This window comes from Pseudomonas sp. yb_5 (genome assembly GCF_043103865.1).
GTDB lineage: Bacteria > Pseudomonadota > Gammaproteobacteria > Pseudomonadales > Pseudomonadaceae > Aquipseudomonas > Aquipseudomonas putida_Y.
The window spans coordinates 21,579-33,762 of sequence record NZ_JBICKE010000022.1; the positions used below are offsets into that span (position 1 = coordinate 21,579).

Genomic DNA, 12,184 nt, shown 5'->3' on the forward strand with positions numbered 1-12,184 from the left:
ATCTTACTGATTGCCCGGGAGAAGTCAACCCACCCCCAGGCAAAACAATGAGTTACAGCACTTCCACGATAGCTTTGGTCACCACGTGGATGTTGCTCTGGTTCAACGCGGCCACTGCGATACGGCCGGTGTCCAGGGCATAGATGCCGAAGTCGTTCTTCAGGCGGGCAACCTGTTCAACGGTCAGGCCCGAGTAGGAGAACATGCCGACCTGGCGGCCAACGAAGCTGAAGTCGCGGTTGGCACCGTATTCGGCCAGCAGCGATACCATCTGTTTGCGCATGCCGTGGATACGCTCGCGCATTTCGGCCAGTTCGGTTTCCCACATCTGGCGCAGCTCTGCGCTGTTCAGCACGGTGGCAACAATGGTTGCGCCGTGGGTTGGCGGGTTGGAGTAGGTGGTGCGGATCACGCGCTTGACCTGCGACAGCACGCGGGTGCTCTCGTCCTTGGAGGCGGTGACGATCGACAGTGCGCCGACGCGCTCGCCGTACAGCGAGAACGATTTGGAGAACGAGCTGGAAACAAAGAACTCCAGGCCCGACTCGGCGAACAGGCGCACGGCGAAGGCGTCTTCGGCGATACCGTCACCAAAGCCCTGGTAGGCCATGTCGAGGAACGGCACGTGGCCCTTGGCCTTGACCACTTCCAGGACGTTCTTCCAGTCGTCCAGGTTCAGGTCGACACCCGTCGGGTTGTGGCAGCAGGCGTGCAGCACCACGATCGAGCCGGACGGCAGGGCGTTGAGGTCTTCGAGCATGCCAGCGCGGTTGACGTCGTTGGTCGGCGCATCGTAGTAGCGGTAGTTCTGCACCGGGAAGCCGGCCGATTCGAACAGCGCACGGTGGTTTTCCCAGCTCGGGTCGCTGATGGCAACCACGGCGTTTGGCGAGAGGCGCTTGAGGAAGTCGGCGCCGATCTTCAGCGCGCCAGTACCACCGACGGCCTGCACGGTGACCACGCGGCCAGCGGCCAGCAGTGGCGACTCGGCGCCGAACAGCAGCTTCTGCACAGCCTGGTCGTAGGTGGCGATGCCGTCGATCGGCAGGTAGCCGCGCGAAGCGTGCTGGGCGGCACGCTGGGTTTCGGCTTCGATCACGGCGCGCAGCAGCGGAATGCGGCCTTCCTCATTGCAATACACGCCTACGCCCAGGTTGACCTTGTCGGTACGTGGGTCGGCGTTGAATGCTTCGTTGAGGCCCAGAATAGGGTCGCGGGGTGCCAGCTCGACAGCGGAAAACAGGCTCATTGTTACCTTGGCTCTGATTGGAGTGTGATAGGGCGTACACGCTCCAGCCGAATGCACTGAAGCGGTGCACAAACGGGGAGTCAGTATAGTGATACCGACCGGTCACCGCGACACTCTGGCGCAGCTTTTAGGGCTATTTGCGCAAATATTTTTCGACCATTGGTCCAATTGCCGTGTCCACCGTTGCACACGCCCACTCCTGTGCCTTGAAAGCGCCCCCGAACGGGCGCATTTGGGTATAGACTACTGGCTAAATTTACAGCTGCTGCACCGCGAGGTCCTTCATGTCCGAGTTCCAGCTCGTCACACGTTTCCAGCCGGCCGGCGACCAGCCCGAGGCTATCCGCCAGTTGGTCGAAGGCATCGAGGCGGGGTTGTCGCACCAGACGCTGCTCGGGGTGACTGGCTCGGGCAAGACCTTCAGTATTGCCAACGTCATCCAGCAGGTGCAGCGCCCGACGCTGGTGCTGGCGCCCAACAAGACGCTGGCCGCGCAGTTGTACGGGGAGTTCAAGGCGTTCTTCCCCAATAACGCGGTGGAGTACTTCGTTTCCTATTACGACTACTACCAGCCAGAAGCCTACGTGCCGTCGTCAGACACCTTCATCGAGAAGGACGCCTCGATCAACGACCACATCGAGCAGATGCGCTTGTCGGCGACCAAGGCGCTGCTGGAGCGGCGTGACGCGATCATCGTGACCACTGTGTCGTGCATCTACGGCCTGGGCAGCCCCGAGACCTACCTGAAAATGGTCCTGCACGTGGACCGTGGCGACAAGCTCGACCAGCGCGCGCTGCTGCGCCGCCTGGCCGACCTGCAGTACACCCGCAACGAAATGGACTTTGCCCGTGCCACTTTCCGGGTACGCGGCGACGTGATCGATATCTTTCCGGCCGAATCGGATCTGGAAGCCATCCGTATCGAACTGTTCGACGATGAAGTGGAGAACATCGCCGCTTTCGATCCGTTGACCGGTGAGGTTTTCCGCAAGCTGCCACGTTTCACTTTCTACCCCAAGAGCCACTACGTCACCCCGCGGGAAACCCTGCTGGAAGCAGTGGAGGGCATCAAGGACGAACTGAAAGAGCGTCTGGAATACCTGCACAAGGCCAACAAGCTGGTCGAAGCGCAGCGCCTGGAGCAACGCACCCGCTTCGATCTGGAGATGATCCTCGAACTGGGCTACTGCAACGGCATCGAAAACTACTCGCGTTACCTGTCCGGGCGCCCGGCCGGGGCGCCGCCGCCCACCCTTTACGATTACCTGCCGCCCGATGCGCTGCTGGTGATCGACGAATCCCACGTCAGCGTTCCGCAGGTCGGTGCCATGTACAAGGGCGACCGTTCACGCAAGGAGACCCTGGTCGAGTACGGCTTCCGCATGCCTTCAGCGCTGGACAACCGGCCGATGCGTTTCGACGAGTGGGAGGATGTCAGCCCGCAGACCATTTTCGTTTCGGCCACCCCGGGCCCCTACGAGGCTGAGCATGCCGGGCGCGTGGTGGAGCAGGTGGTGCGCCCGACCGGGCTGGTCGACCCGCAGGTAGAGGTGCGCCCGGCGTTGACCCAGGTCGACGACCTGCTGTCCGAGATCCGCAAGCGTGTCGCGGCAGGCGAGCGAGTGCTGGCGACCACGTTGACCAAACGCATGGCCGAGGACCTCAGCGATTACCTGGCCGACCACGACGTGCGGGTACGCTACCTGCACTCGGACATCGATACGGTGGAGCGGGTGGAAATTATCCGCGACCTGCGCCTGGGCACCTTCGACGTGCTGGTGGGCATCAACCTGCTGCGCGAGGGCCTGGACATGCCCGAGGTGTCGCTGGTGGCCATCCTCGATGCGGACAAGGAAGGTTTTCTGCGTTCCGAGCGCTCCCTGATCCAGACCATTGGCCGCGCGGCACGTAACCTCAATGGCCGGGCCATTCTGTACGCCGATAACGTAACAGGCTCCATGCAGCGAGCCATCGACGAAACCGAGCGCCGCCGCGAGAAGCAGATCGCCTTCAACGAAGCCAACGGCATCGTGCCCAAGGGCGTGGTCAAGGACATCGCCGACATCATGGAGGGTGCCACCGTGCCCGGTGCGCGCAGCAAGAAGCGCAAGGGCATGGCCAAGGCGGCGGAGGAGAGCGCCCGTTACGAGGCCGAACTGCGTACGCCGGGCGAGATCACCAAGCGCATCAAGCAGCTGGAAGAGAAAATGATGCAGTTCGCCCGCGACCTGGAGTTCGAAGCTGCGGCGCAGTTGCGTGACGAGATTGCGCAGCTGCGGGAGCGGTTGATTAGCAGCTGAAGCCGGGCGCGGGCCCTGTGGGAGCGGGCGTGCCCGCGAAGAATTCAACGCGGTGGCTGGCACCGGCTGCGCCGGTGTTCGCGGGCATGCCCGCTCCCACAGGGACCGCATCTAATCTGTAATAGCCTCAATGGGCTTCCCCAGCCTTCAGCCCCTCCGGCAACTTGCGGGTCAGCAACACCGCCACCATGCTCACCGCCAACCCGATTCCGACAAAGTGGAAGGCATCGTTGTACGCCATGATCATGGCCTGTTGGTGGGTAATCTCGCTAAGTTTGCCCAGCGCTGCATTGTCACTGCCCAACCGTTCCGCCAATTGCGCCAGCCGCTCAGCCACCTGCGGGTTGCTCGGCACCACCGATTCGCGCAGGTAGTCGAAATACACCTTGGTCCGCGCATCCAGCAGGGTGGCCAGCAAGGCAATACCAATCGCGCCACCGAGGTTACGCAGAATATTGAACAGGCTCGACGCGGACCCGGCATCCTGTTGTTGGATATACGCGGTGGCAATCAGCGAGATGGTCACCATGATCATCGGCTGGCCCAGGGCGCGGATGATCTGGATATGGTTGAACTGCGGCCCGGCAAAGTCCGGGTTGAGCACCCCCGAACCGAAACTGGCAGCGCCGAACAAGCAAAACCCCAGCGCGCATAGTACCTTGGGCGATATCACCTTCATCAGTTGCGGCACCAGCGGGATCAGGAACAGCTGCGGAATCCCCATCCACATGATCACCTCGCCAATCTGCAAGGCGTTGTAACCCTGTACCTGCGCCAGGTACAGCGGTAGCAGATAGATCGACCCGTACAGGCCCACGCCCATGCCCAGGCTGGCGATGCTCGACAGGCCAAAGTTGCGGTTGCCGAGGATGCGCAGGTTGATCAGTGGGTGTGGCTTGGAAAACTGCAGGATGACGAAGGTGATCAGGCTGACCAGGGCAACGCTGCCCAGGCCGACGATCAGGTGCGACTCCAGCCAGTCCTTGCGATGGCCTTCCTCGAGAAACACCTGCAGGCAGCCCAACCCAAGGCCGAGGGTGACGATCCCGGCGTAATCGGTACTTTTCAGCAGCTCCCAGTGCGCCTCCTTCTTCTCAAGCCCGTATAACAAGCCGGCGATCATTAGCAGGCCCGGCGGGATATTGATGTAGAAGATGTACTCCCAGCCCCAGTTCTCGGTCAGCCAGCCGCCCAGGGTGGGGCCGATGGAGGGGGCGAAAGTGGCGGTCATGGCGAACATCGCCATGCCTTTGGCGCGGTGGTGTTCGGGCAGCTTGATCAGGGTCAGGGTAAAGGCCAGCGGGATCAGCGCGCCGCCGGTGAAGCCCTGCAGGGCGCGGAAAAGGATCATGCTCTCCAGGTTCCAGGCCATCGAACATAGCAGCGACGACAGCAGGAAGCCGCCGGATACCCACACTGCCAGGCGCCGCGCCGACAGCAGCTGCACCAACCAGGCTGTTAGCGGGATCATGATGATTTCCGCTACCAGGTAAGAGGTGGAAATCCATGAGCCTTCTTCCAGGGTCGCCGACAGGGCGCCCTGGATGTCCTTCAACGAGGAGTTGGTGATCTGGATGTCCAGCACTGCCATGAAGGCGCCGAGCATCACGCTCATCACTGCGATCCAGTCGCGCCGGGTTGGCTCCGCCGTGGGGCGGAGCAGTTGGTCACCGGCCATTGTGGCTTTCGTCTTCGCTGCGCAGGTCGACAGTGGCGGTCACCGACATGCCGGGGCGAATACGCCCATGCAACGGGTTGTCGGCGCGGAACGTGAGTTTTACCGGGATGCGCTGCACAACTTTGGTGAAGTTACCGGTGGCGTTGTCCGGTGGCAGCAGGCTGAACTGCGCACCGGATGCGGCGAACAGGCTGTCCACCCGGCCTTCGATCGGTGTGTCTGGGTAGCTGTCGAACAGCAGCTCTGCGCGCTGGCCGGGGTGCATGCGGCCGATCTGGGTTTCCTTGAAGTTGGCCTGCACCCAGATGTCTTCATCCGGCACGATCGACAGCAGGTAGGCACCGGCCTGCACCACCTGGCCATCGCGCGCACTACGCTGGCCGATGGTGCCGCTGATCGGCGCATGGATTTCGCAGCGGGTCAGGTTCAGCTCGGCCTGGGCCAGGTCGGTGCGGGCATTGGCGATTTGCGCATCGAGGCGCTTGAGTTCGGCGTTCAGGCTCGTGACCTGCTGACGCTGGCTTTGCAGGTCGGCGCGGGCCTTGTCGACCTGGGAGCCGGCGACATGGCTGTCCGCCGACAGGGTAGTGACCCGCTCTTCGGAGACAAAACCCGGTTTGCGCAGCTTCTCCGCGCGGCTCAGGTCCAGCCGCGAGCGGTCGAACGTGGCCTGGGTGGCCGCCAACTGGGCCTGGCCGGCGGCAATCAGGCTGCCTTGTTGGGTGAGGCGGCTTTGCGCTTGCGCATACTCGGCTTCGCGGGTGGCCAGGGCGGCACGGGCGCGTTCGACCGCCAGCTCGAAGTCGGCGGCTTCCAGGCGCACCAGCAAGCTACCCTTGCTGACGTGCTGGTTGTCCTCGACCGGCACTGTTTCGATACGTGCGCCGAGCTGGCTGGAGATACGGGTGATCTCGCCCTGCACGTAGGCGTTGTCGGTGCTTTCGTAGAAGCGGCCCTTGAAGTACCAGTGGGCCAGGAAGGCAAGGGCAATGATGGCCACCAGGGTGAAGAAGATCGTCAGGCGGCGTTTGAGTTGGGCAGGCATGGGGACTATCGTTCCAGAAATGTAAACAAATTTAACAGCGGCGCCGGGCCTGTCGACAAGTGACGTTCGCGCCATTGCTGGAGCCCGGTGCCCGCCTCCTGCTAACATCCCGCCTTTGTTTCATCTTTCGTTCGAGACTCTCCATGACCACCGTACGCACGCGTATTGCGCCATCGCCTACCGGCGACCCCCATGTCGGCACTGCCTACATCGCCCTGTTCAACTACTGCTTTGCCAAGCAGCACGGCGGTGAGTTCATCCTGCGCATCGAAGACACCGATCAGCTGCGCTCCACGCGCGAGTCGGAGCAACAGATCTTCGACGCTCTGCGCTGGCTTGGCATCGAATGGAACGAAGGCCCGGATGTCGGCGGCCCGCATGGCCCTTACCGGCAGAGCGAGCGTGGCGAAATCTACGCCAAGTACGCCAAGGAACTGGTAGACGCCGGCCACGCCTTCTACTGCTTCTGCACCGCCGAAGAGCTGGAGCAGATGCGTGCCGAGCAGCAGGCCCGCGGCGAAACCCCGCGTTACGATGGCCGTGCGTTGCTGATGAGCGCCGAAGAAGTGCAGCGCCGCCTGGACGCTGGCGAGCCGCACGTGATCCGCATGAAGGTGCCGAGCGAAGGCATCTGCGTGGTACCGGACATGCTGCGCGGCGATGTCGAGATCCCGTGGGACCGCATGGACATGCAGGTACTGATGAAGAACGACGGCCTGCCGACGTACTTCCTGGCCAACGTGGTCGACGACCACCTGATGGGCATCACCCACGTGCTGCGTGGGGAAGAGTGGCTGCCATCGGCGCCCAAGCTGATCAAGCTGTACGAGTACTTCGGCTGGGAGCAGCCCAAGCTGTGCTACATGCCGCTGCTGCGCAACCCGGACAAATCCAAACTGTCCAAGCGCAAGAACCCGACCTCGGTCACCTTCTATGAGCGCATGGGCTTCATGCCTGAAGCGATGCTCAACTATCTTGGCCGCATGGGCTGGTCGATGCCTGACGAGCGCGAGAAGTTCTCGCTGGCCGAAATGGTCGAGCACTTCGACCTGTCGCGTATCTCGCTGGGCGGCCCGATCTTCGACATCGAGAAGCTGTCCTGGCTCAACGGCCAGTGGCTGCGCGAGCTGCCGGTAGAGGAATTCGCCGCACGCCTGCAGAAATGGGCGTTCAACAGCGATTACATGATGAAGATTGCCCCGCACGTGCAGGGCCGGGTAGAAACCTTCAGCCAGGTAGCCCCGTTGGGCGGGTTCTTCTTCGAAGGCGCGCTCAAGCTGGACGCCAAGCTGTTCGAAAGCAAGAAACTGTCGGCCGACCAGGTGCGCCAGGTGATCCAGCTGATCCTGTGGAAGCTTGAAAGCCTGCGCCAGTGGGAAAAAGAGCGCATCACCGGTTGCATCCAGGCCGTGGTCGAGGCGCTGGAGCTGAAGCTGCGTGACGCCATGCCGCTGATGTTCGCCGCCATCACCGGCCAGGCCAGCTCGGTTTCGGTGCTGGACGCCATGGAAATCCTCGGTCCCGACCTGACCCGCTACCGCCTGCGCCAGGCCTTGGACCTGCTGGGTGGGGTGTCGAAGAAAGAAAACAAAGAGTGGGAAAAGCTGTTGGCTTCCATTGCCTGATTCAGCTTTGCACCTAACCTGTGGGAGCGGGCGTGCCCGCGAATGCAATGGTAAATTCAATACCGCATTTGCGGGCACGCCCGCTCCCACAGGCCAACTAAGCCCCAAAAAACCGGGGCAGGGCGGTAAGTGATTGTTATCTGTGAAAAAATTTTTGAATATTTTTGAAAATTAGTTTGACAGCCCTGCAATCCGATCTTAATATGCGCCCCGTCCACAGCGATGAACGAAAACGAAACGCTAGCCACTCAGCCAGCGGTTCAGTTCAAAGCGACATTGTGGGGCTATAGCTCAGCTGGGAGAGCGCCTGCATGGCATGCAGGAGGTCAGCGGTTCGATCCCGCTTAGCTCCACCAAATTCCGCTTAGCAGCCAAGGCTGATAAGCAAGACCTGGTCCAGCAACCGGGTCTTGAAGGTAAGAAGGTTCGTCCCCTTCGTCTAGTGGCCTAGGACACCGCCCTTTCACGGCGGTAACAGGGGTTCGAGTCCCCTAGGGGACGCCAGTTTTACACAAGCGATGTTGGTATGTCGCTGGGCCGCGAGGCTAGAAATCCGGGGCTATAGCTCAGCTGGGAGAGCGCCTGCATGGCATGCAGGAGGTCAGCGGTTCGATCCCGCTTAGCTCCACCAATTTTGCCGCGGTTCGCGTTAGCGGATCGGCACGAAGGTTACGTCCCCTTCGTCTAGTGGCCTAGGACACCGCCCTTTCACGGCGGTAACAGGGGTTCGAGTCCCCTAGGGGACGCCACTTTTCCTGCGTTTTGCAGGGCTTAAAAAGGCTCGTCGATTATTGATGAGCCTTTTGTTTCGGGGCTATAGCTCAGCTGGGAGAGCGCCTGCATGGCATGCAGGAGGTCAGCGGTTCGATCCCGCTTAGCTCCACCATTTCTGCCAGGGTTCACACGAGTGGATCTTCGCGAAGGTTACGTCCCCTTCGTCTAGTGGCCTAGGACACCGCCCTTTCACGGCGGTAACAGGGGTTCGAGTCCCCTAGGGGACGCCACGTTTACCCGCGTTTTGCGGGACTTTAAAGGCTCATTCGCTTATTGAATGGGCCTTTTGTTTTTTCCTTCCCCAATAATTTTCCCTCCGACAAGCGGTCGCAGATTCTGCTTGCCAAAAAATATGATGAGAATAATATTTCGATCATCATATTTTGTTTGGTGCGTGCCCGATGAGCGACAAGAAGAGCAGAACCCGCGAACGCATTCTGGAGGCTGCGCGCACTGCGCTGATCCAGCACGGCCCGGCCGAGCCCAGCGTCAGCCAGGTGATGGGTGCGGCAGGCCTGACCGTCGGCGGCTTCTACGCACACTTCGACAGCAAGGACGAGCTGATGCTCGAGGCGTTCCGCCAATTGTTGGGTGAGCGCCGAGCCTTGCTCGCCCAGATCGACCCCAGTCTCGATGGCGCCGGGCGGCGAGCGCTGGCTGGCGCCTTCTACCTCTCGCGCAAGCACCGGGACTGCGAAGTGCATGCTTGCCCGCTGCCTAACGCGTTGGGCGAAATGCAGCGCCTGCCGGAGGTCTTCCGCGAGGTGCTGGCCGAGCACATCGAGTTGATGACTGCCGCGATGGTCGACCGCCCTGAGGATGCCGACAAAGCGCTGGCCGACCTGGCCCTGATGGTTGGGGGGCTGGCGCTGGCCCGGGCCTTGGGGACCAGTGACCTGTCTGACCGTATTCTGCGCGCCGCCAAATCGGCGGTGCTTTAAACCTGGAGCATGGCGATGACCACCCTGAGCTGGATTCGCGGTGTCAATGGCACCTTGGGCCGCCTGGCCCCCGAGCATGTCGCGGGCAAGATGCGCCGAGCCTTCATGACTCCGCGCAACCTGCCGCCGCGGGATTGGGAGCTGCCTGTGCTGGCCAGCGCCGAGCGCATTACGCTGCGCTTCGGTCTGTCTGCCTTGCGCTGGGGTCAAGGGCCGACCGTGCTGCTGATGCACGGTTGGGAGGGGCGCCCGACGCAGTTTGCCGCCTTGATCGAGACCTTGGTTCAGGCGGGGCATACGGTGGTGTCGCTGGAAGGGCCTGGGCATGGTCGTTCGCCTGGCGAGCAAGCGAATGTGGTGCTGTTTGCCCGGGCGCTGCTTGAGGCTGCGGCTGAGTTGCCGCCCTTGCGTGCAGTCATTGGCCATTCCATGGGTGGGGCGAGCGTGCTGCTGGCTTTGCAGATGGGGCTGCGTACAGAGGCGGCTGTCAGCATTGCAGCGCCGGCGCGGTTGCTCGGTGTGTTGCGTGGTTTTGCCCATCGCCTGGGGCTGCCAGCCCGGGCACGGGCAGCGTTCATTCGCCAGATCGAGCGCGATGTGGGCATGCAGATTGCGCGGCTGGATGTCACGGGTTACCAGCTGGAGCTGCCGGGGCTGGTGGTGCATGCTGCCGATGATGCTCTCGTGTCCGCAGATGAGGCACATGTCATCCACAAGGCCTGGTTCGACAGCCGGCTGATGCTGCTGGAAGAGGGTGGTCACCAGCGAGTGCTGGCCGACCCGCGGCTGAGTGAAGCCGTGCTCGAATTGCTGGCTCGGGCTGAGGCGGTCAGTGTCGGCGCGGCTTCAGCGGCGAATATCGGCATCGCCGCCGGGGCCATCCGCCGCGGTGTCTGATTCGCGGGCAAGCCCGCCCCTCTAACGACTGCCTCAGGCTCAAGGGGGCTGGACATTGCCCCGCAGATCGCTGCTAAATCGCCTTTTGCGCCAAGGAAGCGAAAATGAGCTGGGACCTGGCAACACCCTTCGTCATCGACCTGCGCGTCGGCAGCGAGGACATCGACGGCCTTGGCCACGCCAACAATGCGGTCTACGTGACCTGGCTTGAGCGTTGCGCCTGGCGCCATTCCCAGCGCCTGGGGCTGGACCTGGCCGAATACCGGCGCCTTGACCGGGCGATGGCCGTGGTGCGCCACGAAATCGACTACCTGGCCGCTGCCTATGAGGACGACGAGCTGCAACTGGCCACCTGGATCATTGACTGGGACCAGCGCCTGCGCATGACCCGGCGTTTTCAGCTCAAGCGCCCGCGCGATGGTGTGACACTGCTGCGCGCGCAAACCACCTTTGCCTGCATCGAGCTGTCCAGCGGCAAGCCCAGGCGTATGCCGGCGGAATTCGTCGAGGGTTACGGTCCGGCGCTGATCGGTGCCTGAGTCGCCGGCAATTTTTGTTAAACTGCCGGCTTTTTCCGCTGAGACCCCGACATGCAAATTGCCCTGGCCCCCATGGAGGGGCTGGTCGACAACATCCTGCGCGACGTATTGACCCGCGTGGGCGGTATCGACTGGTGCGTCACCGAGTTCATTCGCGTGTGCGACCGTCTGTTGCCGGCGTCCTCGTTCCACAAGCTGGCGCCTGAGCTGCGCCAGGGCGCGCGCACCGCTTCCGGTGTGCCCATGCGTGTGCAATTGCTGGGTTCGGACCCGGTATGCCTGGCGGAAAACGCCGCACTGGCTTGCGAGCTTGGGGCGCCGGTGATCGACCTGAACTTCGGTTGCCCGGCAAAGACAGTGAACAAGTCGCGAGGTGGTGCGGTACTGCTCAAAGAGCCAGAGTTGCTGCACGCCATTGTGCGTGAGGTGCGGCGTGCAGTACCGGCGAATATCCCGGTGACCTCGAAGATGCGCCTGGGCTTTGACAGCCCCGACGGGGCGCTGGAGTGCGCCACGGCGCTGGCCGAGGGCGGTTCGGCACATCTGGTGGTGCACGCGCGGACCAAGGTTGAGGGCTACAAGCCGCCAGCGCACTGGGAGTGGGTGGCGCGGGTACAGGATGTGGTCAAGGTGCCGGTGTTCGCCAATGGCGAGATCTGGACGGTTGATGACTGGCGGCGTTGCCGCGAGGTCAGTGGCGCTGAAGACATCATGCTCGGGCGTGGGCTGGTATCGCGCCCGGACCTGGGTCTGCAGATTGCAGCGGCGCGGGACGGGCGCGACTATCAGCCGATGAGCTGGCAGGACTTGTTGCCTCTGTTGCGTGAGTTCTGGTGTCAGGCTCAGGCCAAATTGTCGCCGCGTTATGCGCCGGGGCGGATGAAGCAGTGGCTGGCGATGCTGACTCGCAGTTACCCTGAAGCGGTGGTGTTGTTTGCCGAGTTGCGCCGGGAAGATGACTGCGCGCGGATCAGCCGGTTGCTGGGGGTAGAGGCTCAAGCCCTGGAGGCTTGCGTCGCCTGAGCAGGTCTCTGGTACTGCACCTGTAGGAGCGGTGGTGGACACAGGTCGGTGATTGGGCGCAGGCCCTCGTAGGAGCGGGTTTACCCGCGAAGAGGCCGGCCCTGCTAGCCAAT

9 protein-coding genes and 6 tRNA genes are annotated in these 12,184 nt (G+C 62.4%); 12 read left to right on the forward strand and 3 right to left on the reverse strand.

Annotation, left to right across the window (positions count from 1 at the left end):
* Nucleotides 1-52: 52 nt before the first annotated feature.
* Entirely contained in the window at nt 53-1,249 is a 1,197-nt protein-coding gene (locus ACF8GF_RS03150) for an amino acid aminotransferase (RefSeq protein WP_176685752.1), read from the reverse strand.
* A 284-nt stretch (nt 1,250-1,533) separates the two neighbouring features.
* On the opposite strand from ACF8GF_RS03150, the gene uvrB reads away from it, so the two are divergent.
* Nucleotides 1,534-3,549, forward strand: coding sequence for an excinuclease ABC subunit UvrB (uvrB, locus tag ACF8GF_RS03155; RefSeq protein ID WP_176685751.1), 2,016 nt, complete (start codon nt 1,534-1,536; stop codon nt 3,547-3,549).
* A gap of 127 nt (nt 3,550-3,676) precedes the next feature.
* Here the strand turns inward: uvrB and ACF8GF_RS03160 are convergent, their stop codons facing one another.
* Together ACF8GF_RS03160 and ACF8GF_RS03165 are read right to left on the reverse strand one after the other, a co-directional pair.
* On the reverse strand, nt 3,677-5,167 hold the full coding sequence (locus ACF8GF_RS03160; RefSeq protein WP_176685756.1) for an MDR family MFS transporter: 1,491 nt from the start codon (nt 5,165-5,167) through the stop codon (nt 3,677-3,679).
* A 49-nt stretch (nt 5,168-5,216) separates the two neighbouring features.
* Nucleotides 5,217-6,272, reverse strand: a complete 1,056-nt coding sequence (locus tag ACF8GF_RS03165) for an HlyD family secretion protein (RefSeq protein ID WP_392487630.1) — start codon at nt 6,270-6,272, stop codon at nt 5,217-5,219.
* 143 nt (nt 6,273-6,415) lie between these two features.
* Between ACF8GF_RS03165 and gltX the strand changes: the two genes are divergently transcribed.
* The 11 genes from gltX (at nt 6,416) to ACF8GF_RS03220 (ending at nt 12,071) form a co-directional block, all read left to right on the forward strand.
* Nucleotides 6,416-7,897, forward strand: a complete 1,482-nt coding sequence (gene gltX / locus ACF8GF_RS03170; protein WP_010952995.1) for a glutamate--tRNA ligase — start codon at nt 6,416-6,418, stop codon at nt 7,895-7,897.
* 280 nt (nt 7,898-8,177) lie between these two features.
* A tRNA-Ala gene (locus ACF8GF_RS03175) sits at nt 8,178-8,253 on the forward strand.
* Nucleotides 8,254-8,325: 72 nt separating this feature from the next.
* A tRNA-Glu gene (locus ACF8GF_RS03180) sits at nt 8,326-8,401 on the forward strand.
* A 51-nt stretch (nt 8,402-8,452) separates the two neighbouring features.
* Nucleotides 8,453-8,528: transfer RNA gene (locus tag ACF8GF_RS03185), tRNA-Ala, on the forward strand.
* A 42-nt stretch (nt 8,529-8,570) separates the two neighbouring features.
* Nucleotides 8,571-8,646, forward strand: a tRNA-Glu gene (locus tag ACF8GF_RS03190).
* A 61-nt stretch (nt 8,647-8,707) separates the two neighbouring features.
* A tRNA-Ala gene (locus tag ACF8GF_RS03195) sits at nt 8,708-8,783 on the forward strand.
* A gap of 42 nt (nt 8,784-8,825) precedes the next feature.
* Nucleotides 8,826-8,901, forward strand: a tRNA-Glu gene (locus ACF8GF_RS03200).
* A gap of 171 nt (nt 8,902-9,072) precedes the next feature.
* A complete protein-coding gene (locus ACF8GF_RS03205) occupies nt 9,073-9,612 on the forward strand; it encodes a TetR/AcrR family transcriptional regulator (RefSeq protein WP_176685749.1) in 540 nt (179 codons plus the stop codon).
* Between the two features lie 15 nt (nt 9,613-9,627).
* Entirely contained in the window at nt 9,628-10,509 is an 882-nt protein-coding gene (locus tag ACF8GF_RS03210; RefSeq protein ID WP_392487631.1) for an alpha/beta fold hydrolase, read from the forward strand.
* A gap of 104 nt (nt 10,510-10,613) precedes the next feature.
* Complete coding sequence (locus ACF8GF_RS03215; RefSeq protein ID WP_003247186.1) at nt 10,614-11,048, forward strand: thioesterase family protein; 435 nt, start codon at nt 10,614-10,616, stop codon at nt 11,046-11,048.
* A 51-nt stretch (nt 11,049-11,099) separates the two neighbouring features.
* Nucleotides 11,100-12,071, forward strand: coding sequence for a tRNA-dihydrouridine synthase (locus ACF8GF_RS03220; RefSeq protein ID WP_176685747.1), 972 nt, complete (start codon nt 11,100-11,102; stop codon nt 12,069-12,071).
* Nucleotides 12,072-12,184: the final 113 nt, after the last annotated feature.

Coding starts and splice junctions, on each gene's coding strand:
- ACF8GF_RS03215 (WP_003247186.1), top strand. CDS start 10,614: ATGAGCTGGGACCTGGCAACACCCTTCGTCATCGACCTGCGCGTCGGC.
- uvrB (WP_176685751.1), top strand. CDS start 1,534: ATGTCCGAGTTCCAGCTCGTCACACGTTTCCAGCCGGCCGGCGACCAG.
- ACF8GF_RS03205 (WP_176685749.1), top strand. CDS start 9,073: ATGAGCGACAAGAAGAGCAGAACCCGCGAACGCATTCTGGAGGCTGCG.
- ACF8GF_RS03150 (WP_176685752.1), bottom strand. CDS start 1,249: ATGAGCCTGTTTTCCGCTGTCGAGCTGGCACCCCGCGACCCTATTCTG.
- ACF8GF_RS03210 (WP_392487631.1), top strand. CDS start 9,628: ATGACCACCCTGAGCTGGATTCGCGGTGTCAATGGCACCTTGGGCCGC.
- ACF8GF_RS03165 (WP_392487630.1), bottom strand. CDS start 6,272: ATGCCTGCCCAACTCAAACGCCGCCTGACGATCTTCTTCACCCTGGTG.
- ACF8GF_RS03220 (WP_176685747.1), top strand. CDS start 11,100: ATGCAAATTGCCCTGGCCCCCATGGAGGGGCTGGTCGACAACATCCTG.
- gltX (WP_010952995.1), top strand. CDS start 6,416: ATGACCACCGTACGCACGCGTATTGCGCCATCGCCTACCGGCGACCCC.